Consider the following 21,820-nt stretch of genomic DNA (forward strand, 5'->3'; position numbering starts at 1 on the left):
TCCGCATTCGTCAGGTCTCCACGGCCAACCATGCTGAACAGCGTCAATCCACACGCATGATCACGTCAGGAGATCCGAGAAACAGCACCTAGTCCAGCGGGTCCAGCGTGAGGGAGGCCTGTTGCGGGTTGGCGTCGTCGACCAGCGACTCGTGGTTGCCCACGTCGTCGAAGGCGAAGGCGTACGCCTTGCCGTCGGCCATCCGAGCGTGGATCTCCCGGGCGTACTGGTTCGTCACGGAGTCCTGGTAGAAGCCGGCCGCGCCCGTGTCCGGCTGGGCGGGGTTGGTGAGCAGGGTGGTGCGGTTGAAACCGGCGCACAGCGTGCGCGAAATCGGGCCGCGCACGAGGTCGTTCGGTGCGTCGAGCAGCTTGTGGCAACCGAACACGCTGTCCGCGTCGGGCTTCTGGAACGAGGTGACGACGGTCCCGGAGGCGTCGGTGAAGTTCATGACGCCGCCGGAGACCCGTCCGTGGTACTTCGTAGCGGGCCGGTCGGCGAAGGGGGTCACCGTGAGCGTCGCGGTGGAGTACTTCTGCCAGACGCGGTTGACGTAGTCGTCCATCACGGTGCGCGGGAGCGCGCCCGTCTCGATCCCGTGGCCGGGGGAGAGGGCGCGGAGCACGGTGCCGTCGGCGCGGGTCTGGACGAGGTTCGCCCAGCCGCCCGTCCGGCCACGGAGGGCGGCGAAGAAGCCGTTCCAGCCGCCCCGCACGAGGTGCCCGGTGGTGACGGTGCTGCCGTCGGCGCGCTGGAGTCCGACGGCGTACGGGGCGGAGAACATGTCCACCTGCGTGCTGTTGATCCACAGCCCGGAGTCGTTCAGCGTGTACTCGGACCAGTTGAAGAGGATGTCCCGGTTGGGGTCGGACGGGTTCTGCACCGCGGGCTGCACCAGGCCCCCGGTGGTCAGCCGGAAGTCCAGTTTCCGGCCGTAGGAGAAGTAGACCCGGCCGGAGAACTTGGGGAGCCGGATGGTGACGGACCTGCCGTCGGCGGGTCCGGCGATCGAGGCGTCGGGCGCCGGGGTCGGCGGGTTTCCCCCGGCCGGCCAGGGGTGGAAGGTGCCGTTGGCGTCGGCCCAGCCCTGGCGGCCGGTGGCGAGCTCGGTGCCCAGGTCGTAGAGGTACACGGGCTCGTTGCGCCCGGAGTTGTTGGTGATCGTCAGCGGGATGGTGGCGGGGACGGCGGCCTCGGCGCGGGGGGACGTGGTGCCGAGGACGGTGAGGCCGACCGTCATCAGCAGCGCGGCCGGCAGGGCCGCGAGGGGCTTGCGTCGGATGTGCATGCGCTTCCTCCTTGTGTGGGGGCGGAGGGACGCCACGAGGGGCGAAATGGTGCTGAGAGCGCTCTCAAGCGTCGAGGCGTGAGGCGAACATGTCAATCCATGCGTCAGGGTTGTTGAGCACCCCGTGCGGTCGGGCCCCCGGTGGTGCCGTCTCAGCCCGCGTGCCGCAGCCACCCGTACGCGACCGGCTGCGGCACGTTCCACTCCGCGGCCCGCACCGCGGGGACCGGGACGGAGCCCGCCCCGAGGCGGCACCGCAGCGCGGCGGAGTTGTCGGGGCGGACGCGCAGGAAGACCTCGGCCAGGCCGGTCAGCCGGGCCCGGGCGGCCAACCCGGCGACCGGACGCCGTCCGACTCCGCGGCCGCCGGCGGCGGGCCGCGACGATGAGGCGGGCCGGTTCGACCTCGTCCTCCTCGGCGTCGAGCCGGAGTTCGCCGGTCACGGCGAACTCCCGCCCGTCGCGGAGCAGGTGAGCCTCCACGTCCTCCGCGTCCTGCTCGCGGTGGTGCTCCGCAGGCGCCCCCTCCGCGGGCGTGGCCGGCTCCCCTCAGGTCGCGGGCTGCGGGCTGGGGCCCGGAGGCGGGAGCGGTCCGGGTTCGGGTCCGGGGCCCGGCGGCGTGGGGTCCGGGGGCACGGGGTCCGGCCCGGGCGGCGCGGGCGTGGGCGGCAGCGGGTCCGGGCCGCCCGGCGGCACGGGACCGGGCGCCGGACCGGGCTCCGGGCCCAGGGGGCCGGGCGACGGGGTGGGGTTCGGGGGCACCGGATCGTTGGGGGGCGTGGCGTTCGTCGTCATGCGTTCCTCCCGGTTCGGGCCGTTTCGGCTGAGGGGCGCGTACCCGGGAGTCCGCCGCTCACGCGGCCCCGTCGCAGGGACCGTGGCCCCGACCGTCCGCCGGCCGTGCCCCCGGCAGCCTGCTGCGGGCGGCGGCCAGCGCGGCCTCCACGTCCGTGGTCCCCGTGGCGACGCACAGCGTGTACGCCACGTCCTCCACCCGGCTGCGCGCCTCGGATCCGCCGTCGTCGGCGTTCGCCGCCCGCAGCGTCTCGTACTGCTCGACCAGCATGTGCAGAACCACGGGATGGGCCATCAACATGATCGGGATCCCTCCGTCACGACACCGGGACATTCTCCGACTCCGCGACCGAGTACCCCTCATCCCTTCCGCCATTCGGGGTAAGGGACAGGCATGGGTGGGTGGTGGAGGGGGCGGTGATGGAGGGTTCGGGGCTCACGGAGCGCGAACGGCGTGCGCTGGCGGAGATCGAGGACCTGCTGCGCGACGACGACGTGCTGGAACGTCAGTTGCGCACGATGCGCTTGGACCCGGAGCCGGACCCACGCCCGGGCCCGGGGCCGGCTGACCTGTTGCGGCGGCCACGCGCCCTGCTGCTGGCGCTGCTGGCGATCGTGTGTTTCGGGCTGCTGATCGCCGCGACCGTCACGACGCTGCTGGCGGTCGTCTGCGCCTTCGTGGTGACGTGGCTGGTCACCCTGTTCGTGGCGGTCCGCCTGCCGGGTCCGGCCCGTCGCGCGGGCGCCCGGCGTCGCCGCGGCCGTCGCCGCTGACCCGGCGCCGCCGCGTCCCACGGCCGTGTGGGCCCCCGGACGCCCCGGCCGGGGCGTCCGGGTCAGGGCGGGTGCCGCCCGCGGGTGGCACCACAGGGGACGCGATCGGGGCGGGGGGACCGCTCACCCGCTGCGGGCGGCACGGCGGCGCAGCGCGCGGCGCTCCTCCTCGGACGTGCCGCCCCAGATGCCGGGGGACTGCCCGGTACTGAGTGCCCACTCGAGGCAGTCGCCGACCACCGGACACCTCTCGCAGACCGCTTTGGCGCGGGCTTCCTGCCCCGCACCCGGGCCTGAGGAGCTGACCGGGAAGAACAGTTCCGGATCCTCGTCTGCGCAAGCGGCGCTTCGCCACCAGCCCATCGTTTCGACTCCTTCCGGAGGAAGCGTTCGGGGGTGCCACGGACATTGCCGTGCTGCGTCGCGTACCCGGTGTGGCGCAGCCGATGCCGCCCGATCCGGAGCCGATCCGGAGCCGATCGCGCGGAGGCTCACCGAGGCAGGCGGTCCCAGAACGAGCAGTGGTGCGCGGAGTACGCGTCGACGGGGTGGATTCCGCCTGGTCCGGGAGCCAACGACTGCACCGACCGCGCGACAGGTGACGAAGGGTGCAGGGCAGGCCAGAGCGGGGCGCCGGGGGTGTTCGGGTTGCCGGTGCGCGCGAAGTTCGTCCAGTAGTCGACCATCCGGTCGGACAGGGCGCGCTGGGCGTCGGTCAGCGGTCGCTCGGTGGGGAAGGCGGCGAACAGGAACGGCATCTCGAAGCCGTGCGCCGCGCCGTAGGGGAAGCCCGGGTTCGCCGGCAGACCGGCGAGGACGGGAGCGTCCGGATCGCTGAACTCGTAGCCGTAGAGCGGGAGGCCGGGGGCACGGGCGGCGATGGCCCGGCCGGCTGCCAGCGTGGTGCACGTGAGGGATCGATCGGTCAGCACCGCGGCCCAGGCCAGTGCGGGCGTGGGGTGTCCTGCTGCCGGGTACCGTGCCTCGACGGCGGGGGCTGCGGGCCCGAAGGCGTCCACCAGACGGGCGCGGTAGTCGTCCTCGGTGCGGATCGGGAACGCGGCGAGCGACAGGCCGACGAACATCCGCATCTCGTCGTGGTTGGTGCCCTGGACGACCGGCACGCGGTGGAAGCGTCCGGTCACCAACGCCTGGTCCGGCGCCACGGGCAGCAGCGGATTGCCGAAGGCGGGCCGGTTGAAGGACTGCATCAGCTGCGCGGTGGCCAGGCGATCCGCGCCCTGCCCGCGCAGGCACGCCAGCACCTCGTCTCCGCCACCCTCGGTGCAGCCCAGTTGCCGGGCGGCTTCCGCCCCGGCCGTCTGGACCTCGCGCTGTGGGGCGAACGGCTCGTACGCCGGTGTGCCGGGTCCCAGAGCGCCGCGTGGAAAGGTCATGTGGCAGGAGCCGCTCTGGAGCACGGCCCGCCGGAAGAGTCCGGCGGCCGCCGGCGAGGTGAGGTGCGCACAGATGCTGAGGGCGCCGGCGGACTCACCGAAGAGCGTGACGTTGCCCGGATCGCCGCCGAAGCGCTCCGCGTTCGCCCGCACCCAGCGCAGGGCGGCCTGCTGGTCCGCCAGGCCGAACGGCGGGGCGGAGCCCAATGCGGGGTGGCCGAAGTAGCCGAAGATCCCCAGCCGGTAGTTGACCGTCACGACGACCGTGTCACCCCGGACCGCCAGTTGTTCGGTGCCGTAGTCACTGCCGGAACCGCCCAGGAACGCACCGCCGTGCGTCCACACCAGCACGGGCCGCTTCCGCCCGGCCGGCTTCGGCGTCGGCATGGTGACGTTGAGGTAGAGGCAGTCCTCCGACCCGAGCACCGCGCCCGCACCTGGTGCCGGCATCTGCACACAGCGCTGAGCCGCCGCCGTCGCATCCCGGACACCTTGCCACGCGGCGGCGGGCACCGGGGCGCGCCAGCGCAGTGGTCCGGTCGGCGGGGCAGCGTAGGGAATGCCGTCGAAGGTGGCGTACGAGCCGTGTGACACACCGCGTACCAGGCCGTGGTCGGTCCGTACGACGGTACCGCCCGGCCCCGCGGAGTGCGCGGAACCGGGTGGTGCGCCGGTCGCCGGCACGGCGGTGCCCGCGAGTAGTGCCACCGCGCAGAGCAAGGGGAAGAGCACCGCACGGAGCCTGTCTCTTCGGCCTGGACGCGGTGCTGTCATGGTCGGGGACATGCGTATCCACCCTTCGTGGTCGGACGAGGTCGCATGAGGCCGGAACGAGGCCTGAGCGGTGGGGAAAACGGTGCGGACCGACGTGGCCGGTGATCAGTACGCTAGGACCTCCCGCGCGCTGGAGGTTCAAGAGCCTGTGACGCAAGACACGTGGAGCATCGGTGAACTCGCGGCCGGAACGGGGGTCCCGGTGAAGACCCTCCGCTACTACTCCGACAGCGGTCTGCTGCCCGTGGCCGGCCGTAGCGCCGGTGGTCATCGCCGCTACGGTCCTGAAGCGTGGGAACGGATCCGTCTCATCAGACGCTTACGGGCGCTGGACACTCCGATCGCCACCATCACGCAGGTGGTCACCGGTGAGCGCTCCCTCGGCGAACTGGTGGCGACCGAGCTCGAAGCGGTGCAGGAACGACTGACCGAACTGCGGTGGCGTCAGGCCACACTCAAGTCCCTGGACGAGGCCCCGAGCGAGGAACGGCTCCGGCGTCTGGAGATCCTCTCCCGTGTGCAGCGGCTCCCGCAGGCGCATCGCACCCTCACCGACCACTGGTATCGCGAGCTGTCCGCGGCCATGCCCAAGCGCCGGCTCGACATCATGATCGCCATGCTCTGCCCCGACCCCCCGCAGGACCCCGATCCCGCTACGGTCCTGGCCTACGCCGAGCTTCATCTGCTCATCTCCACACCCAGTTTCACCCGCTGGACCCAGGACCACGACGAGGAGATGAGGGACGGCCCGGCCTTCTACGCGGAGATCGACGATGCCGCCGCTGCGACGGCCGCCGCTTTGGCCCAGGGCCTGCGGCCCGGCGCCGGGGATGCGGTGAACGCCTTCGTGTCCGCCCACGCGCGAGCCCGCCGGGAGTCGGACACCCCCGCCTTCCGCGCGTACCTGCACGGGCTGGTGTCGAGGTCGTCCGGCTTCGACCCCCGCCTGGAACGCTATTGGGCCCTGGTCGGCACCGTCACCGGCGGGCGGGTGCTGAACATGACGGTGGCCCACAGATGGCTGACCGAAGGGCTGTCGATCTCGATGGCCGACGGTGCACCTGCGGGGAGCCCGGTTCCGCGGACTCCCGTCCGTGCGCACCGAGTGGTTCCGGGCGAGACCGACCGCTGAAGCGCGCGTACGGCGGTCGGCGCGGCGAACGGCTTCCCCGTCCTGCCGTGGCGCGGCCGGCCGTCGCGTTTCCTACGATGGCGTCATGACGATCTCCGGGCCGGAGCAGCCACAGATACGCGTCCTGTACGACGAGTCCCGCCAGGACTGGCGGGAGCCGGCTCGCCCGCGCCCCGTGCGGCTCTACCTGTGGGAGCCGGCGCAACCCCCGGCCGCGTCCTCCCCGTTGGTCGTCGTGTCGCACGGCACCGGAGGTTCGGGCGGCGCCATGGAGTGGCTGGTGGATCCGTTGCGCGAGGCGGGTTTCCGGGTGCTGGCCCTCGACCACCACGGCAACAACTTCGTCGACGGCTACGAGCCGGAGGGCTTCCTCCACGTGTGGGAGCGGCCACGGGACGTCTCCTTCGCCCTCGACGTGCTCGCCCGGGAACAGCCGTTGGGGCCGGTCGGCGCGGCGGGCTTCTCCGTGGGCGCCCACACGGCGGTGGCGCTCGCCGGGGCGCGCCTCGACCCGGACGTCCTGCGGGCCGTGCTGTCGGGGGCCGTACCGGTGCCGGACATCCCCGAGTTCCCCGGTGTGCTCGAGGCGCACCGGAAGAAGTACCCGGACGACCCGTCGGCGCGGGGGGCGCTCGACGGAGCGGGGGCCGACCTGTCGGACGCGCGGGTGCGGGCGGTCTTCCAAGTGGCCCCGGGCGTCGGGGGATTCGTGACCCCGCGGAGCCTGGCGGCCGTGCGGGTGCCGGTGGGGATCCGCTGGGGTGGTGCCGACACGGTCAACCCGTACGACGTCGACACCAGGCCGTACGCGGAACACGTCCCCACGGCGAGCGTCCGCTGCGCCGGCCCCCACGTCCGCCATGACGACTTCTTCGCGCCGGAGCCCGCCGACCCGGACGTCCGCGTCCGGGTCGGCAGGGAGGCAGCCGACTTCTTCGTGCGGCACCTGCGCTGACCGTGTCCACGCGGTGTCCACGGTGGTGGCCGGAGCCGGGAGAGGGCCTCACCCACCGCCAGGCTCCGGCCCCCGGGCGGTGCGACCCCCCGCCTCCCGGACCGCGGGGAACGACGCCTGGAAGGCCAGCCGGCGGTCGGCGCCGGCGGCGATGTCGCCGAGGAGCCCGTCCAGCGCCAGGAACACCTCCCAGCGTTCGGCGCCGGTCGCCGCGGCCAGCCGGTCGACGACCAGGTCCTCGAGCTCCGTGACGCGTTTGCCCTTCCAGACCTTGTCGGCCACGCTCACCAGCAGGTCCTCCATGGTGACGGCCGCGTCCGTCCACGAACCGTGGGTCGCCGCGAAGCGCGCCAGGCGCGGCGGGACGCCCTGCGCCCGCAGCAGTGCACGCCCCGCCGTCTCGTGGGCGTTGCCCGGCCCGGACAACTCGGCGACGTGCAGTGCCTTGCCGATGTCGTGGGTGGCCGCGCCGAAGAGCACGGCCTCACGGTCGACGACCAGGGCGGGGCCGTACTGCCGGACCCAGTCGACCAGTTCACATGCCGCGTCGTGCACCAGCCGCAGATGGGCCGCGAGCCGCGACGGAGCCCCCACCTCGCGCAGCAGACGTGCCACCTCCGGCGGCAGCGGCCGCTCCCGTCCCCAGGTGAGGGCCCGGTCGAGGTCCGGCGTCCGCTCGGGACCCCCGACCTCGGCGGTGGCCCCGGCGGCGCGCAGCGCGGCGACGGCCGACTCGGCGTCCTCCTTCGGCGCGTTCCGCAGCACGACGAGAGGGGTCCCGCGGACGAGGGCCCGGCAGTGCTCCGCGCCCAGACCGGTCAGTCCGCCCAGCACGGCGACGACCTCCGCCGCCCGTGGCCCCACCTCCCTCAGCACGGCCGTCACCGGCACCTCGTCGCCCCCGGCCCCCATGTGCTGCGCCCCTGTCATGAGCCCTCCCCGTCGCTCCCGGCCGTCCCGCCGCGGACAGCGTGCCCGAAGCCCCGCCCGAGGGGAACTCCGCGTACCGTGCGCCCGCGCACGGCCCGGGCGCCGCCACTTCCCCGCCGCTTCCTGTGAGAATGCCCGCGACCGCTGCCCCGCCCCCGACCGCTGGAGGACGACGACGCATGGGTGGACACGCACACCCGGACGGCACCCCCGGCCCCGCGCCTGCGCAGGCGCCGCCGATCACCTGCGACGAGCCCGGTTCCTTCGCCCGCAGCGTCTTCCAGGAGCGGCACCCGGTGCTGGTCCGGCGCATCCTCGACGCCGTCCCGTACGGCCCGGAGCGCCGCCGGGACTTCGCGGTGCTGCTGGAGGAGTCGCGGTCCGGCACGGTCGCCCCGCTGCCGCGGGACGCGCCGGACCTGGCGGCGTGGGAGGAGTGGGGCGAGGGCCGTTTCGGGCGGCCGTGGGCCGAACTGCCGTTCCTGTGGTCGGAGTCGTACTTCTACCGCCGGCTGCTCGACCCCGCCGGTTACCTCGCCGCGGGGGCGTGGCACGGCGTGGACCTGTTCGCGCCGTTCAAGGACGCCGAGCTGGACGGTCCCGGCTTCGCCGCCGACCTCGCCGCCCTGGACGGGCTGCCCGGGCTCGCCCCCGCCGAGCGGGAACACGTGCTGCTCGCGGCCGCCGTGTGGGGCAACCAGGCGGACCTCGGCTTCACCATGGTGGCCGATGCCGCCGCCCCCGAGGCGTCCGGCACCCTGGTCGCCGACGAGTCGGAGCGGCTGTGGTCCCTGCTCGACGGCGGCACGGTCGTCGTGGTCACCGACAACAGCGCCCGTGAGGTCCTGGCCGACCTCGCCCTCGTCGACGGCCTTCTCGCGAGCGGACGCGCCGACGAGGTCCACCTGCTCGTCAAACCGCGCCCGTACTACGTCTCCGACGCCACCACCCAGGACGTCCTGTCCTGCCTGCGCCGGATGACGGCCGCCCCCGGCGAGGCCGCCCGCATCGGCGGGCGCCTGCTCGCGGCCCTGCGCGAAGGGCGGCTCACCCTGGCCGCGCACCCCTTCGCCTGCGCGCCGCTCGGCTACCGCGACATGCCGGACGACCTGCGGGAACGCTTCGCGGCCGCGCGGCTGACGGTGATGAAGGGCGACCTCAACTACCGGCGCCTGGTGGACGACCGGCTCTGGCCCCCGACGGTGCCGTTCGGGGACGTCACCGCCTACTTCCCGGGGCCGGTCGCCACCCTGCGCACGCTGAAGTCCGACACCGTCGCGGGGCTCACCCCCGGGACCGTGGCCCGGCTGGACGCCGCCGGCACCGCGTGGCGCACCAGCGGCACGCACGCCCTGATCCAGGTCACGGTCCCGGGGTGACGGCCTGCGCCGTCAGCGCGCCGCCGGTGCGGCCTGCCCGGAGGAGGCCAGCCCCGGCGGGGCCGCCGCCAGCGCGGAGCGGATCGCGTCGACCAGCGCCAGCGCCGCCTCCTCGGTGAGCTCGACGGCGACCCGGGCCGAGGGCCCCAGGGCCGGGTTGAGGAAGTCGATGTTGACGGTGTGCTCGTACGGCGCGTGCTGCGGGTGGTCGACGTAGACCATGGCCTCGGTCAGCCCGAAGTAGCCCTGGGCGCCCTTGCCGCTGCCGTCGATGCGGATCTTCTCGGTGAGGTACGTGCACATCAGAGGTGCTCCTTGAAGAAGGCCAGGACCTTCGACCAGCCGTCGACCGCCGCCTCGGTGCGGTAGCTCGGCCGGTTCACGGCGAAGAAGGCGTGGCCGGCGTTCTCGTAGGTGTGGAACTCGTACGGCTTGCCCTGCGCCTTGAGCTCGGCCTCCAGTTCGGCGACGTGCTCGGGGGAGGGGTAGCTGTCCTCCGCGCCGAACAGCCCCAGCAGCGGGCCGCGCAGGTCCTTCGTCAGGTGCACGATCGGCTCGACCTGGAGCGGGAAGCCCTCGGGCGGCGTGCCGGCGACGAAGGCCCCGTAGCAGTCGACGCCGGCCTGCACGTCCAGCGAGGCCAGGGCGAGGAACGCCTGGCGGCCACCGGAGCAGTAACCGATCACGCCGACCCTGCCGTTGGAGGACGGCAGGCCCCTCAGGTACTCGGCGGCGCCGGCGGCGTCCCCCAGGAACCGCTCGTCGCGCACGCCGCCTCGGGCGCGCGCCGCCGCGGCCGCGTCGTCCGGCGACGCGCCGGGCGCCTCACGGCTGTAGAGGTTCGGGCAGACGGCGGCGAAGCCCTCCGCCGCGAACCGCCGGGTGATCTCCTTGGTGGGGTCGTCGTAGCCGGGCATGTGGTGGATCACCACGACGCCGCCGTACGGACCGGGGGCCATGGGGCGGGCGGAGTACGCCTCGATGCGGTCGCCGCCGTGACCGGTGACGGTCACCGTCTCGGCGAGAAGTGCGTCATACATGTACGTCGGTCCTTCCGGGGGGACGGATGATCAGCACTCTATGCCGCATGCGCTTTCCCCTTGCCGCCGCCCCGCCCTGGACCCCGGCGGGAGCCGCTCCGTAGGGTCGCCGCATGAGACAACGGCCCGAGGGAGTCGGCGAGGAGGAGTTGGGCGAGGCGCTGCGCGCGTGGGGGATCGACGCCGCGTCATGGACCTACGAGCCCGTCGGCTTCGGCGACCACCACTGGACGGCGGCCGACGCCCGCGGCCGGCACTGGTTCGTCACCGTCGCCGACCTGACGCACAAGCAGCACTGCGGGGCGGACGCCGAGTCCGCCTTCGAGGGACTGAGCCGGGCCATGGACACCGCACTCGCCCTGCGGGAACGCGCGGGCCGGGAGTTCGTGGTCGCCCCGCTGCCCGCCGCCGGGGGCGGCACGGTACGCAGGATCGGCGCGCGGTACGGGGTCAGCGTCTTCCCCTACGTGGACGGCGTCGCCGGCGACTTCGGCGACCGTCTCGACGCGTGCGGACGCGGCGCCCTGCTGGACACCCTCGCCGTGCTCCACCGGACACCGCCCCCGGCCCCCGTCCCGCGCCCACGACTCGCGCTCCCCGGGCGGGCCGCCCTGGAAGCGGCGCTCGCCGGGTTGCGCGACCCCTGGCACGGGGGCCCGTACGGCGAGCGGGCGAGGGCCCTGACGAGCGAGCACGCCGGGGCGCTCCGGCGGCGGCTCGCGGAGTTCGACCGGCGTGCCGCCGCGCTCGAACGCGCGGGAGGGGAACACGTCGTCACCCATGGCGAGCCGCACCCCGGCAACGTGCTGCGGCAGGACGCGGGGCACGCGCTCGTCGACTGGGACACCGTCGGTCTCGCCCCGCCCGAGCGCGATCTGTGGCTGGTCGTCACCGGGCCCGAGGACCTCGACCGCTACCAGGACGCGGCCGGCCGCCGCCCCGACCCGGACGCCCTCGCCCTGTACGGGCTGCGCTGGCGACTGGAGGACGTCGCCTCCTTCCTCGGCGACTTCCGCTCCCCGCACCGCGCCACGCCCGACTCCGACCTGGCCTGGCGGTCCCTGGCCGCCACCGTGCGCGCCTTGGCATGAACACCCCTCAGCGGTCGAGCCGTTCCTCCCGGCTGATGACGGAGCGGGCCGCCGGAGCTCATCGCCGCGCCGGCCACACGGCTCACCGGTCGGTGGGGCGCAGTGCCTCGAGGACGCGGGTCGCCGTCTCGACGTCCTGCCCGGAGAGGGTGACCGTGACGCCGTCGTGCTCGAAGGTCATCTCGGGGGCCGAGGAGCGGGCCGCGCGCCAGGCGAGCCAGGCCAGGGCGAGGTTGGCCAGCCGGAAGCCGCTGTCGAGGGCGATCCGGATGCCTTCCAGGGTGCCGCCGACGCCGACGCCGACGCCGACGCCGCCGATGCGGCCTACCGCGGGCCCGCGACCCTGGAGGGCGACCTCGGCGTTGCGCCGCACATAGGAGTCGTCCAGCAGCCAGGTGTGGAACGAGCGCAGCTCGTCCTCGGCGTCCCGCGCCTGCGTCGTGACGATGAGGTCCATCGGCACCGTTCCCCCTGGGTGAGCACCGCCGTGCCGTCACTCTGGCACAGTCGCACGCGGTGACGCAGGCATCCGCGCAAAGCGGTACGAGACGTACGGCGGCGTGCGCCACCCGTCGCTTGCCGTGGCCGGGCGGCGGGCGCAGGCTGGAAACATGGCTGCTCAGGGCGGGCCGACGCTCATCACGTCCGTCCAGCGGGCCTTCCGCCTGCTGGAAGCGGTGGGCGCACACGAGGGCGGCGTACCGGCGAAACAGCTGGCGCGCGAGACCGGGCTGCCGCTCGCGACCGCCTATCACCTGCTGCGGACCCTCACCCATGACGGCTACGTGCGCAAGCTCGCCGACGGCGGTTTCGCCCTCGGCGAGAAGCTCGAGGCCCTGCACGCCGCGAGCCGCCCGCAGATGCCGCTCAGCCGTATCCGGCCGGCACTGGCCGCGCTGCGCGACGACCTGTCCGCCGCCGCCTACCTGACCTTCTACGAGGACGGCGAGATCCGGGTGGCGGACATCGTCGACGGCCCCCGGACCCCGCGGGTCGACCTCTGGGTGGGCTTCGAGGAGGCGGGGCACGCCACCGCGCTCGGCAAGTGCGTGCTGCGCGAGCTGGATGAGGAGGCCCGCAACGACTACCTCGCCCGTCACCCGCTGGCCGACCTGACCCCGCGCACGATCACCCACCGCGCGGAGCTGCTGCGGTGCCTGGAGAGCGCTCCCGCCCCTCCCGCCGTCACGGACCTGGAGGAGTACGCCCTGGGGACGGTCTGCGTCGCGGTGCCCGTCTACAGCGGCAGCACGCTGGGCTCGCTCGGTGTGTCGCTGCGCGCGGACCGGGCCGCCGCACTCGAAGACGTGCGCACCAAGCTGCTCTCCACGGCGAGCCGGGTGACCCGGGGTCTGTCGCTCACTATCTGAAATTCCCGCCCTTGTGGTCGGGGTGCATACACCCATTAACTGGTGGAAACGGACATCGGCGGTGTGACGCCTCACACAGGCAGGGATTGCGGACCAACATGAGTCAAGCCCCGGACCAGCGGCATGGCGGCCGGCCGACCTGGCACGTCGCCGCGGGAGCGCCCTTTGCGATCATCTGCGGGGTGGCCCTCGTCGCCTTCGTCAGCGGCAGCGGTCCCGACTGGCTGCCTCTGCTCGCCGTAGGGCCGGCGCTCGCCGCCGCCGTAGGGGGCCCGTGGCGCGTCCTGCGGGTGGGCGTGCTCGCGGTGGCGCTGGCCGCGGTCCTCGGCGCCTACAAGGGCACGCACGGCGACAAGCTGGCCATCGTGGTGGCCGCGCTGGCCGCGGTCACCCTGGCGAGCGGGCTGGGAGCCGCGGTCCGGGGGCGCCGTGAGCGGGTGCTCGCGGCCGTCCGGTCGGTCGCCGAGGCGGCGCAGCACGCGCTGCTGCTGCCCGTGCCGGAGACCGTCGGCCCCTTCCAGGTGGCCGTGCGCTACAGCGCCGCTGCGGCGGAGGCCCGGATCGGCGGCGACCTGTACGCCCTGGTGCCCACCCCGTACGGGGTGCGGCTGATCGTGGGCGACGTCCGCGGCAAGGGGCTGCCGGCGGTGAGCACCGCCGCCCTGGTGCTGGGCGTGTTCCGCGAGGCCGCCTACGACGAGCCCGACCTGCTCGACGTCGTCGACCGCATCGAGCGCAGCCTGGCCCGCAACCTCGGCCCGGACGACTTCGTCACCGCCGTCGTCGTCGGGCACCCCCGCCCGGGCCGCATGGAGGTCGTCAACTGCGGTCACGCCCATCCGCTGCTGCTGCGCGGGGGCGACGTCCTGGCCGTCGAGTCCTCCGGCCACGTCCCGCCGCTGGGGCTGCGCGCCCTCGCCGGGGAGGAGCCGGTGCTCCAGGTGCTGCCCTTCTCCGAGGGCGACCAGCTGCTGCTGTACACCGACGGCGTCATCGAGGCCCGCGACCGCGGCCGCCGCTTCTACCCCCTGGACGAGCGCGTCACGCGCCACCTCACCGACGACCCCGCGCGCACCCTGGCCGCGCTCCACGACGACCTGCTGGACCACGTCGGGGGCAGGCTGCACGACGACGCCGCGCTGCTCCTGCTGCGCAGCACCTCCAGCGCCGCGTCCGTCACCGAGCTGCCCGTCCCCGTCGTGTCCGGCGGTGCGCACAGGGCCCAGGCCGGCTGAGCCTCCGGTCGCGGGAAGGCGCACGAGTGGCGCACTTTTTCGGCGATTTGCTGCACTTCAGGCGATATGCGATACGTGGAGGAGGGGCCTTTCACCGCTCGCCGAGGAAGTGCCATGACAGGAGCGCACGAGGACGTCGGGCGCGTGGTCACCGGTCGCTACCGGCTTCTGCGCCGGCTCGGCGTCGGCGGCATGGGACGGGTGTGGCTCGCCTACGACCAGGAGCTGGCCTGCGAGGTCGCCGTCAAGGAGATCGTCCTGCCGCCCGGAGTCCCCGAACGCGAGGTGAGCTCCCGCATCGCCCGGGCCCGCGGCGAGGCCCGGCACGCCGCCCGGCTGCGGAACCACCCCCACGTCGTCACCGTCCACGACATCGTGGAGGAGGACGGCCTCCCGTGGATCGTCATGGAGTTCGTCCCCGGCGCCATGGACCTGGAGGCGGTGGTGCGCGAGCGCGGGCCGCTGCCGCCCGCGGAGGTCGCCCGGATCGGGCTGGCCGTGCTCGACGCCCTCCTGGAGGGCCACCGGCTGGGCATCCTGCACCGCGACGTCAAACCGGCCAACATCCTGCTGACCCATCCCGGCTCGCGACCCTCCTACCCCACCGAGGGCGGCGGCCGGGTGATGCTCACCGACTACGGCATCGCCCTGGAGCCCAGCTCGGGCGAGACCCGCCTCACCGCGACCCTGGAGATCCTCGGCACCCCGCGCTTCATGGCCCCGGAGCGGGCCAACAACCGGCCGCCCACCGCGGCGGGCGACCTGTTCTCGCTCGGCGCCACCCTGTACTACGCGCTGGAGGGCACCGGGCCCTTCGACCGCGAGACCGCCCTCACCACCCTGAGCGCCCTGCTCTTCGAGCCGCCCGCCCCGCCACGCCGGGAGACCCGGCTGACACCCGTCCTCGTGGGACTGCTCGCCAAGGACCCCGCGGACCGGATGGGCGCGGAGGAGGCCGCCCGGCGGCTCTCCGCCGTCGCCGCCCAGCCGTACCACCTCCACCCGGCCCCTGCGGGGGAGCCGGCGGCCCCCGCCGAGAACCCACCGCCCGAGCGGTCCCCCGCACCGGAGCCGCCGCGCCCCCAGTCGTCGGCCGCCCCGACGACCGAACTCCCGCCGCCGGCCGAACTCCCGCCGCCGGCCGGGCAGGAGGAACACGAACGGTCCGGCCCGCCCCCGGGGCCGCTGCCGCCGAAGGGCGGCGAGGGCCCACCGCGGTCCGGTCCGCCCCGGCCACGGCGCCGGCGGGCCGGGCTCCTCGCCGCGGTGGTGCTGGTGGCGCTGGCCCTGGTGGGCGGCGGCATCTACCTGGCGCAATCCCCTTCCCCGGGCCCTGAGCACGCCACGCCGGCATCCGTGCAGTCGATCAAGGTCGGCGACTCCCCGCACGGAGTGGCGATGTCCCCGGACGGGGGCCGGGGTTACGTGGCCAACTACAGCTCGGGGTCGGTGTCGATGATCGACACCGAGCTGAACCGCACCGTGGGCGATCCCATCCCCGTGGGCCGCTTCCCGAAGGGGGTGGCGGTCTCACCGGACGGCCGCAAGGTCTACGTGACCAACAACTACGCGGGCTCGGTCTCGGTCATCGACACGTCGAGCAACCGCACGGTGGGCGCTGCGATCCCCGTGGGCTCCAGCCCGGAGGGGCTGGCGGTGTCGCCGGACGGGAGCCGGGTCTACGTGGCCAACGGGACGTCCGGTTCGGTGTCGGTGATCGACACCGCGGAGAACCGCACGGTCGGCGATCCCATCCCCGTCAGCCGCTTCCCGCGGGGGGTGGCGGTGTCCCCCGACGGGCGCAAGGTCTACGTGACCAGCTTCGGCCGCAACAGGAGCTCGGCCTCGGTGTCGGTGATCGACACCGAGAAGAACCGTACGGTGGGTGATCCCGTCCTCGTCGGCCGACGCCCCGAGGGGGTGGCGGTGTCGCCGGACGGGCGCCGGGTGTACGTGGCCAACGGGGGATCGGGTTCGGTGTCGGTGATCGACGCCGCGGAGAACCGTACGGTCGGCGATCCCATCCCCGTCGGCTCCAGCCCCGCGGGGATGGCGATGTCCCTGGACGGGCGGCACGTCTACGTGGCCGACGGGGGTTCCGGTTCGGTGTCGGTGATCGACACCGCCGAGAACCGCACGGTGGGCGGCGCGATCGCGGTGGGCTCCAGCCCTGAGGGGGTGGCGGTGTCGCCGGACGAGCGCCGCGTCTACGTGGCCGACGCGACCTCCGGTTCGGTGTCGGTGATCACCTTCTAGCGAACGTGCGGGTGGGCCGGCTCAACTCAAGGCGGGGTGCAGCCCGGCGGCTCCCAGACGGGGTTGCCGTCGCCGTCGTTGTGGTAACTCGTGCAGTCCTCGCTGGGCGCCAGGCGTGAGGTCTCCGTCGTGGCTCTCGTCGTCTGAGGCGCCGCCTGGGCGCTTGCCACGCCCACCGTTCCGGCGAGCAGCGCTGCGGCGCACGACGCTCCGACGAGGTGCCGGATTCGGCTGCCTTTCTCCCTGCCTATCGCCATGATTAGCCCCTTTTCGGTAGAAATGTCGCTCACGTATTCACCAGGGTGGGAGTTCGGTCGCGACGGTGTCAACGCCATCGACGGCGAACCGTCCCGATGTTGCAGAATCGGGAAGTTCGCCGGGTCGGGCCCTGCCGGGCCCGGGTCCGGTCAGCCGCCGTCGGCCCCGTCCGGTGTGGGCAGCGGCTGCTCGGCCCAGATGGTCTTGCCGCGGGCGTGGTAGCGCGTGCCCCACATGGAAGCGAGCTGCGAGACCAGGTAGAGCCCGCGTCCGCCCTCGTCCGTCTCCAGGGCGCGCCGGACGTGCGGGGAGGTGCTGCTGCCGTCGCCGACCTCGCAGATCAGCCGGCGGTCGCGGATCAGCCGCAGCCGCACCGGCGGTGAGCCGTAGCGGATCGCGTTCGTGACGAGCTCGCTGACCAGCAGCTCGGTGGTGAACTCCAGTTCCGCGAGGTCCCACTCGGCCAGTTTCCCGGTCACCAGCCCGCGCGCCCGCCCGACCGACTCCGGCGCGCCCGCCAGGTCCCAGGTGGCGTGGCGGTCCGGCGGCAGACGGTGCAGCCGTGCCACCAGGAGTGCCACGTCCTCCCCGGGATGCCCGCCCGGCACGAGCCGGCGCAGTGCCTCGTCGGCGATCTCGCCGGGCCCGCACCCGGGACCGGCCCCGGCCAGCGCCTCGCCGAGCCGGAGCACCGCCGCGTCCCCGGACGCCGGGGCGAGCAGCCCCTCGGTGTAGAGGGCCAGGAGGTCACCGTCGGCATGGGCCACCTCCGAGCATTCGAGGGGCACGCCGCCGGTGCCCAGTGCGGGCGTCGCCGGGGTCCCGGCCACCGACACCTCGCCGTCGGGGCTCACCCGCGCCGGCATCGCGTGCCCGGCGCTCGCGACGGCGGAGCGCATGGTGATCGGGTCGAAGATCGTGTAGAGGCACGTCGGGGCGGAGATCCCGGGGGTGGGCCCGCCCTGTTCCTCGTGGAACCGCTTGACCTGGTCGCTCAGGTGCGAGAGCAGCTCCTCCGGGGCCATGTCCAGGTCCGCCAGCGTCCGCACGGCCGTCCGCAGCCGGCCCATGGACACCGCCGAGTGCAGCCCGTGCCCGCCCGCCTCGCCGATCACCAGGGCGGTACGCGCGCCGGAGAGCGGGATGACGTCGAACCAGATGCCGCCGGGCCCCGCGTGGCCGCCCCGTGCCAGGTGGCGCGCGGCGGCCTCCACGGTCGCCAGCGCCGGCAGCCGCTGCGGCAGGAGGTTCCGCTGCAGCGCCAGCGCCGTGGCCCGTTCGCGGGTGTAGCGGCTCGCGTTGTCGATGCACACCGCGGCGCGTGCGACGAACTCCTGCGCGAGCATGACGTCGTCCGCCTCGAACGAGTGCGCCCGGGTGAACCGGATGAAGAGCACCACGCCCAGCGCCGCCCCGCGCGCGAACATCGGCACCAGGAGCCAGGACCGGACGGCGAAACCCTGGATCAGCTCCGCCCGGGCGGGATCGGCGGCCTCCAGCTCGACCAGCAGTTCCTCGCCCGTGAGCAGGACGGGCTTGCCGGTGGCCAGGGCCCGTGCGGCCGGGGTGCCGGGCAGGGACGCAAAGCCGTCCACGTCGCCCGGCGCCACCACGGTCCGCGCCGGGCCGCCGGGGACCATCGTCGCCGCGGCGCGGCGCAGGGGCACCGTGTCGGCGACCGGCCCGGGCAGCGGCTCCTCACCACCGAGCACCGAGTCCACCAGGTTGACGTAGGAGAAGTCGGCGAACCGCGGCACGGCCACGTCCGTCAGCTCCTGCGCCGTGTGCAGCACGTCCAGGGTGCTGCCGATCCGCGCGCTCGCCTCGTTGACCAGGTCGAGCCGTTCCCGCGCCCGGGCCTCCGTGGTGAGGTCGAAGACCATGTGCGCCAGGGCCACCACGTCACCGTCGGCGCCGCGCAGGGGCAGGATTGTCTCCGACCAGACCGTGTCCCGGTCCGGGTCGCGGGGGTCGCGGCCGCGCACCTCGCTGCCGATCATCGCCCGGCCCGAGCTGAGCACCAGCCGCTGGCGCGCCTCGAAGGCGTCCGGGTCCAGCAGCCCGGGCGGCGCCACCTCGCGCATGGTGCACCCGACGAAGTCCTCGGGGAAGCCCGTCGCGCGGATCTGGGAGTCGTTGCGGGCCAGGAAACGCAGGTCCGTGTCGAAGACGTCGATGATGAACGGTGACTCGGTGAACAGGCCGCGCAGCAGCGCGCCGAGCAGGTCGTCCTGCCGCACCGCGTCGGCGTCCTCCGCCTGCAGCAGCCAGTGGTCCGGCGGGAGGGGATGTCCCCACAGCACCACCGCGACCGGCTCGCCCTCCCGGTGCCGCAGCAGCAGGGGGCCGAGGAAGACCGAGTGCTCCGCGCTCATGATGCCCGCGACGCGGGCGCCGTCGGGGCGTGACCACAGCAGCCGGGACACCGGCCCGCAGGCCTCGGCGGTCGTCCAGCCGAGCAGCCGCTCCGCGCCGGGGGTCCAGTTCGTCACGGTGCCCCGTGCGTCCACGACGGCGAAGGCGGCGCCTCTGGACCGGGGGAAACCGTCAGGGGCGTCGGCGAACAGCGTGCCGCGCATGTCCACCCGTCACGCCCACCCGGCCCTGGCACACCCAAGGATTCCCACAGACCAATACTGCCCGCCGTCAAGATCTGAGGCACGCGGTGCGTGCCTCACCGCCGTGACCTGCCGGGACGCGACCGGAGGAGGGCTGTCCCCGCGTCCCGCGATGAGTTTCCGGCACCGCACCGGTCCTCACCGGTGACGACAACCGACCCCCGGGGGAACCCCATGACGCACCATCCCGACCTCCGTCCGGCCGCCCGGGACGTGAGCGCGCTCCTGGAGCGGATCGACGACGAGCAGCTCGACGCGCCCACGCCGTGTCCCGACTACACGGTGGCCCACCTCATCGGGCACATCGCCGGGCTCTGTGCGGGCTTCCGCGACGCCGCCCGCAAGGACTTCGGCCCCACCACGGACGGCGATCCCGGCGCGGCGGTCCCCGAGCTCCCGCCCGCCTGGCGCGACGTGCTGCCCGTCCTGCTGACGGAGGTGTCCGCGGCCTGGCGGGACCCCGGGGCCTGGGAGGGCGAGACGAGGGCCGGCGGAATCACCCTGCCCGCGGACGCCGCGGGCCGTTTCGCGCTGAACGAGCTGCTGGTCCACGGCTGGGACCTGGCCCGCGCGACGGGGCTCGACCACCGCCCCGACGAGTCCGCCGTGGAGGCCGCGATCGCCCTGCTCACCGGCTTCCGGACGGCCTCCGGCGACCGCTCGGGGCCCTTCGGCCGGCCGGTTCCCGTCCCGGACTCCGCGCCGGCGCTGGACCGGCTGGTCGGACTCACCGGCCGCGATCCGGACTGGAGCCCGCCGCGGTGAGCGGCCGGCGACCCCAGGCGGAGACCATGGGCGCCGTGGCCAGGTCGAGCGTGCCGGTGGCGACGTTCGCCAGATGGCGGTCGACCTCCTCGTCGGTGGCCAGCCCGGCCGCCACGAGCCCGTCCCTGATGTGCCGCACCGTTGCCGCCTCCAGGACCGCGCACGCCGGTGACGTGATCGGGAAGTACGCGTCGGCCCCGACCTCCTCGAGACCTGCCTCCCGCAGCAGCCGCGGCAGCGTCCGCCCGTAGGCCAGGTCCGCGCCGCGCCCGGCCATCAGCGTGCGGAAGCCGGAGCGCAGACGGTTGGCGAGCCGCTGCTCGGGTCCGGACTCGTCCGGGCAGAGCAGCGGCTGCAGCCCGGGATCGGCGTCCTCCAGCAGCAGCAGGCCGCCCGGGCGGAGCGCGCCGATCATGCGCCGCAGCGCCTCCGCCCGGTCGGTGACGTGCACCAGCACCAGCCGGGCGTGGACGAGGTCGAACCCGCCCGGCGGTGCGGGGTCGGCGGCGACGTCGTGCCGCAGCACCTCGACCGCACCGCCCGCGGCGTCCCGGGTCCACGACACGTCGATGTCGGTGGCGACCACGGCACCGCCGGGGCCGACCCGTGCGGCCAGTCCGAGGGGCACTGAGGCGCCGCCGGCACCCACCTCCCAGCAGCGCATCCCGGCCCCGATGCCGAGCGCGTCGACGTGCCGGAACGTCACGGGGTCGAAGAGCTCGGCGAAGGCGTCGAAACGTGTCCCCGCCTCGGCCCGGCGGTTGTCCAGCAGGTAGCCGTGGTCGTGTCCCGGGCCGCCCCCGTGGTCCGTGTCGCGTGTCGTCATGGCGCGATTCTCCGTTACGGAGGCCTTCCTCCGGCCGCCGGGGGCCGCCCGACGATCAGGGCACTCGTGTGGGTGACACGGAAAAGCCCTGGCGGCGATGCCCGCCGGGTGGGTGTATCGCGCAGGTAGTCGATATTTCAGTCGAGATTGACAGATGTCGCTTACAGCTAACAGTTACGGATATGTCCGCATTCTGTAACGCGAAGCGATTGTTCCGGTTGTGCGCGTCGCCGCTGGGTCAGAGTTGGGTCATCGGCAACCGCCGAAGCATCCGCACCGCGGGAACGGCCCGAAAGGACCAGGACCGCACCTTTGTTGAGGGGGCATCATGTCTGCTCGTATCACCCGTCGCGTCATCGCCACCGTCCTCGCCTCCGGAGCGGTCGTGGCCGCCGCCGCCCTGCCGGCCTCCGCTGCGCAGAGCCGCGACCACGGCCGCCACTCCGTGGTGATCGGTGACGTCAACACCCGCGACGGCCACGGCCACGGCCGCGGCGGCCGCGGCGGGCGCGGCGGTGACGAATGGATCGAAGTGGTGAACACGGGCCGCGGCTCGGTCAACCTGCGCGGCTGGAGCCTGTCGGACCGGGACGGCAACCGCTACCGCTTCAACAACGTGTGGCTCGCCGGGCACTCGAAGGTGCGCGTCCACACCGGCTTCGGCCGCGACGGCCGGCGCGACGTCTTCCAGGACCGCCGCAACTCCGTCTGGGACCGCCGCGACGTCGCCACCCTGCGCAACGACCACCGCCAGGTCGTGGACGTCAAGTCCTGGGGCGGCCGCCGCTGACCGGCACCCGAGCCGGGCCGTGCCGCCGCATCCCCGTGGCCGGCACGGCCCACCCCGTCACCCCTTCACGGCGTGCCGCGGCGGATTCCCGCCGCGGCACGCCGCCGTGTTGCGCGAGGACGGCGGCGAGGACGGAGCGCCGTGGTC

General features: G+C 74.0%; 21 protein-coding genes. 10 read left to right on the forward strand and 11 right to left on the reverse strand.

The window, feature by feature from the left end; translation table 11 throughout:
- Window positions 1–88: 88 nt before the first annotated feature.
- The 3 genes from ACFYYN_RS36920 to ACFYYN_RS36930 form a co-directional block, all read right to left on the reverse strand.
- Window positions 89–1,288, reverse strand: coding sequence for a glycoside hydrolase family 64 protein (locus tag ACFYYN_RS36920; protein ID WP_500549222.1), 1,200 nt, complete (start codon window positions 1,286–1,288; stop codon window positions 89–91).
- A 152-nt stretch (window positions 1,289–1,440) separates the two neighbouring features.
- Entirely contained in the window at window positions 1,441–1,620 is a 180-nt protein-coding gene (locus ACFYYN_RS36925) for a hypothetical protein (RefSeq protein ID WP_500549223.1), read from the reverse strand.
- 521 nt (window positions 1,621–2,141) lie between these two features.
- Window positions 2,142–2,384: a DUF5133 domain-containing protein gene (locus ACFYYN_RS36930; protein ID WP_500326381.1), complete on the reverse strand. Its 243-nt coding sequence runs from the start codon at window positions 2,382–2,384 to the stop codon at window positions 2,142–2,144.
- A gap of 119 nt (window positions 2,385–2,503) precedes the next feature.
- Here ACFYYN_RS36930 and ACFYYN_RS36935 point away from each other — a divergent pair, with 119 nt between their 5' ends.
- On the forward strand, window positions 2,504–2,857 hold the full coding sequence (locus ACFYYN_RS36935; RefSeq protein ID WP_500326379.1) for a DUF3040 domain-containing protein: 354 nt from the start codon (window positions 2,504–2,506) through the stop codon (window positions 2,855–2,857).
- A 123-nt stretch (window positions 2,858–2,980) separates the two neighbouring features.
- On the opposite strand, the gene ACFYYN_RS36940 is transcribed toward ACFYYN_RS36935, so the two are convergent.
- Entirely contained in the window at window positions 2,981–3,220 is a 240-nt protein-coding gene (locus ACFYYN_RS36940) for a WhiB family transcriptional regulator (protein ID WP_499515665.1), read from the reverse strand.
- A gap of 128 nt (window positions 3,221–3,348) precedes the next feature.
- Window positions 3,349–4,986: a carboxylesterase/lipase family protein gene (locus ACFYYN_RS36945; RefSeq protein WP_500549224.1), complete on the reverse strand. Its 1,638-nt coding sequence runs from the start codon at window positions 4,984–4,986 to the stop codon at window positions 3,349–3,351.
- Between the two features lie 190 nt (window positions 4,987–5,176).
- On the opposite strand from ACFYYN_RS36945, the gene ACFYYN_RS36950 reads away from it, so the two are divergent.
- Entirely contained in the window at window positions 5,177–6,160 is a 984-nt protein-coding gene (locus tag ACFYYN_RS36950; protein ID WP_500549225.1) for a MerR family transcriptional regulator, read from the forward strand.
- 85 nt (window positions 6,161–6,245) lie between these two features.
- Entirely contained in the window at window positions 6,246–7,115 is an 870-nt protein-coding gene (locus ACFYYN_RS36955) for an alpha/beta hydrolase family protein (protein WP_500549226.1), read from the forward strand.
- Between the two features lie 48 nt (window positions 7,116–7,163).
- Here ACFYYN_RS36955 and ACFYYN_RS36960 read toward each other — a convergent pair whose 3' ends face one another.
- A complete protein-coding gene (locus ACFYYN_RS36960) occupies window positions 7,164–8,045 on the reverse strand; it encodes a ribosomal protein L7/L12 (RefSeq protein ID WP_500549227.1) in 882 nt (293 codons plus the stop codon).
- Window positions 8,046–8,224: 179 nt separating this feature from the next.
- Between ACFYYN_RS36960 and ACFYYN_RS36965 the strand changes: the two genes are divergently transcribed.
- The gene (locus ACFYYN_RS36965) at window positions 8,225–9,424 is read left to right on the forward strand and encodes a damage-control phosphatase ARMT1 family protein (RefSeq protein WP_500549228.1); all 1,200 of its coding nucleotides are present in this window, start codon (window positions 8,225–8,227) and stop codon (window positions 9,422–9,424) included.
- A 12-nt stretch (window positions 9,425–9,436) separates the two neighbouring features.
- On the opposite strand, the gene ACFYYN_RS36970 is transcribed toward ACFYYN_RS36965, so the two are convergent.
- Window positions 9,437–9,727 (reverse strand): DUF6295 family protein, encoded by a 291-nt coding sequence (locus ACFYYN_RS36970; protein ID WP_354800525.1) that lies wholly within the window; start codon window positions 9,725–9,727, stop codon window positions 9,437–9,439.
- Window positions 9,727–10,464, reverse strand: a complete 738-nt coding sequence (locus ACFYYN_RS36975) for a dienelactone hydrolase family protein (RefSeq protein WP_500549229.1) — start codon at window positions 10,462–10,464, stop codon at window positions 9,727–9,729. Before ACFYYN_RS36975 ends, ACFYYN_RS36970 begins: the two co-directional genes overlap by 1 nt.
- A 113-nt stretch (window positions 10,465–10,577) precedes the next feature.
- Between ACFYYN_RS36975 and ACFYYN_RS36980 the strand changes: the two genes are divergently transcribed.
- Complete coding sequence (locus tag ACFYYN_RS36980; protein WP_500549230.1) at window positions 10,578–11,555, forward strand: phosphotransferase; 978 nt, start codon at window positions 10,578–10,580, stop codon at window positions 11,553–11,555.
- A gap of 82 nt (window positions 11,556–11,637) precedes the next feature.
- Here the strand turns inward: ACFYYN_RS36980 and ACFYYN_RS36985 are convergent, their stop codons facing one another.
- The gene (locus ACFYYN_RS36985; RefSeq protein ID WP_500549231.1) at window positions 11,638–12,012 is read right to left on the reverse strand and encodes an effector-associated constant component EACC1; all 375 of its coding nucleotides are present in this window, start codon (window positions 12,010–12,012) and stop codon (window positions 11,638–11,640) included.
- Window positions 12,013–12,166: 154 nt separating this feature from the next.
- Between ACFYYN_RS36985 and ACFYYN_RS36990 the strand changes: the two genes are divergently transcribed.
- The 3 genes from ACFYYN_RS36990 (at window position 12,167) to ACFYYN_RS37000 (ending at window position 16,416) form a co-directional block, all read left to right on the forward strand.
- Window positions 12,167–12,925, forward strand: coding sequence for an IclR family transcriptional regulator (locus tag ACFYYN_RS36990; RefSeq protein WP_500549232.1), 759 nt, complete (start codon window positions 12,167–12,169; stop codon window positions 12,923–12,925).
- A gap of 98 nt (window positions 12,926–13,023) precedes the next feature.
- Entirely contained in the window at window positions 13,024–14,160 is a 1,137-nt protein-coding gene (locus ACFYYN_RS36995) for a PP2C family protein-serine/threonine phosphatase (protein ID WP_500549233.1), read from the forward strand.
- Window positions 14,161–14,274: 114 nt separating this feature from the next.
- Complete coding sequence (locus tag ACFYYN_RS37000) at window positions 14,275–16,416, forward strand: protein kinase domain-containing protein (protein WP_500549234.1); 2,142 nt, start codon at window positions 14,275–14,277, stop codon at window positions 16,414–16,416.
- A gap of 407 nt (window positions 16,417–16,823) precedes the next feature.
- Here ACFYYN_RS37000 and ACFYYN_RS37005 read toward each other — a convergent pair whose 3' ends face one another.
- Window positions 16,824–19,253 carry a SpoIIE family protein phosphatase gene (locus ACFYYN_RS37005; RefSeq protein WP_500549235.1) on the reverse strand — a complete coding sequence of 810 codons (2,430 nt, stop codon included), beginning with the start codon at window positions 19,251–19,253 and terminating at the stop codon, window positions 16,824–16,826.
- Between the two features lie 213 nt (window positions 19,254–19,466).
- On the opposite strand from ACFYYN_RS37005, the gene ACFYYN_RS37010 reads away from it, so the two are divergent.
- On the forward strand, window positions 19,467–20,057 hold the full coding sequence (locus tag ACFYYN_RS37010) for a TIGR03086 family metal-binding protein (RefSeq protein ID WP_500549236.1): 591 nt from the start codon (window positions 19,467–19,469) through the stop codon (window positions 20,055–20,057).
- Here the strand turns inward: ACFYYN_RS37010 and ACFYYN_RS37015 are convergent.
- Entirely contained in the window at window positions 20,020–20,883 is an 864-nt protein-coding gene (locus ACFYYN_RS37015) for a class I SAM-dependent methyltransferase (protein ID WP_500549237.1), read from the reverse strand. The two genes, ACFYYN_RS37010 and ACFYYN_RS37015, sit on opposite strands and share 38 nt — an antisense overlap.
- A 328-nt stretch (window positions 20,884–21,211) precedes the next feature.
- Between ACFYYN_RS37015 and ACFYYN_RS37020 the strand changes: the two genes are divergently transcribed.
- The gene (locus tag ACFYYN_RS37020; RefSeq protein WP_500549238.1) at window positions 21,212–21,673 is read left to right on the forward strand and encodes a lamin tail domain-containing protein; all 462 of its coding nucleotides are present in this window, start codon (window positions 21,212–21,214) and stop codon (window positions 21,671–21,673) included.
- The last annotated feature ends 147 nt before the right edge of the window (window positions 21,674–21,820 follow it).

It is taken from the genome of Streptomyces sp. NPDC001902, assembly GCF_042891295.1.
Taxonomy (GTDB): domain Bacteria; phylum Actinomycetota; class Actinomycetes; order Streptomycetales; family Streptomycetaceae; genus Actinacidiphila.

Coding starts and splice junctions, on each gene's coding strand:
- ACFYYN_RS36920 (WP_500549222.1), bottom strand. CDS start 1,288: ATGCACATCCGACGCAAGCCCCTCGCGGCCCTGCCGGCCGCGCTGCTG.
- ACFYYN_RS36930 (WP_500326381.1), bottom strand. CDS start 2,384: ATGTTGATGGCCCATCCCGTGGTTCTGCACATGCTGGTCGAGCAGTAC.
- ACFYYN_RS36935 (WP_500326379.1), top strand. CDS start 2,504: ATGGAGGGTTCGGGGCTCACGGAGCGCGAACGGCGTGCGCTGGCGGAG.
- ACFYYN_RS36940 (WP_499515665.1), bottom strand. CDS start 3,220: ATGGGCTGGTGGCGAAGCGCCGCTTGCGCAGACGAGGATCCGGAACTG.
- ACFYYN_RS36955 (WP_500549226.1), top strand. CDS start 6,246: ATGACGATCTCCGGGCCGGAGCAGCCACAGATACGCGTCCTGTACGAC.
- ACFYYN_RS36960 (WP_500549227.1), bottom strand. CDS start 8,045: ATGACAGGGGCGCAGCACATGGGGGCCGGGGGCGACGAGGTGCCGGTG.
- ACFYYN_RS36965 (WP_500549228.1), top strand. CDS start 8,225: ATGGGTGGACACGCACACCCGGACGGCACCCCCGGCCCCGCGCCTGCG.
- ACFYYN_RS36970 (WP_354800525.1), bottom strand. CDS start 9,727: ATGTGCACGTACCTCACCGAGAAGATCCGCATCGACGGCAGCGGCAAG.
- ACFYYN_RS36975 (WP_500549229.1), bottom strand. CDS start 10,464: ATGTATGACGCACTTCTCGCCGAGACGGTGACCGTCACCGGTCACGGC.
- ACFYYN_RS36980 (WP_500549230.1), top strand. CDS start 10,578: ATGAGACAACGGCCCGAGGGAGTCGGCGAGGAGGAGTTGGGCGAGGCG.
- ACFYYN_RS36985 (WP_500549231.1), bottom strand. CDS start 12,012: ATGGACCTCATCGTCACGACGCAGGCGCGGGACGCCGAGGACGAGCTG.
- ACFYYN_RS36990 (WP_500549232.1), top strand. CDS start 12,167: ATGGCTGCTCAGGGCGGGCCGACGCTCATCACGTCCGTCCAGCGGGCC.
- ACFYYN_RS36995 (WP_500549233.1), top strand. CDS start 13,024: ATGAGTCAAGCCCCGGACCAGCGGCATGGCGGCCGGCCGACCTGGCAC.
- ACFYYN_RS37000 (WP_500549234.1), top strand. CDS start 14,275: ATGACAGGAGCGCACGAGGACGTCGGGCGCGTGGTCACCGGTCGCTAC.
- ACFYYN_RS37005 (WP_500549235.1), bottom strand. CDS start 19,253: ATGCGCGGCACGCTGTTCGCCGACGCCCCTGACGGTTTCCCCCGGTCC.
- ACFYYN_RS37010 (WP_500549236.1), top strand. CDS start 19,467: ATGACGCACCATCCCGACCTCCGTCCGGCCGCCCGGGACGTGAGCGCG.
- ACFYYN_RS37015 (WP_500549237.1), bottom strand. CDS start 20,883: ATGACGACACGCGACACGGACCACGGGGGCGGCCCGGGACACGACCAC.
- ACFYYN_RS37020 (WP_500549238.1), top strand. CDS start 21,212: ATGTCTGCTCGTATCACCCGTCGCGTCATCGCCACCGTCCTCGCCTCC.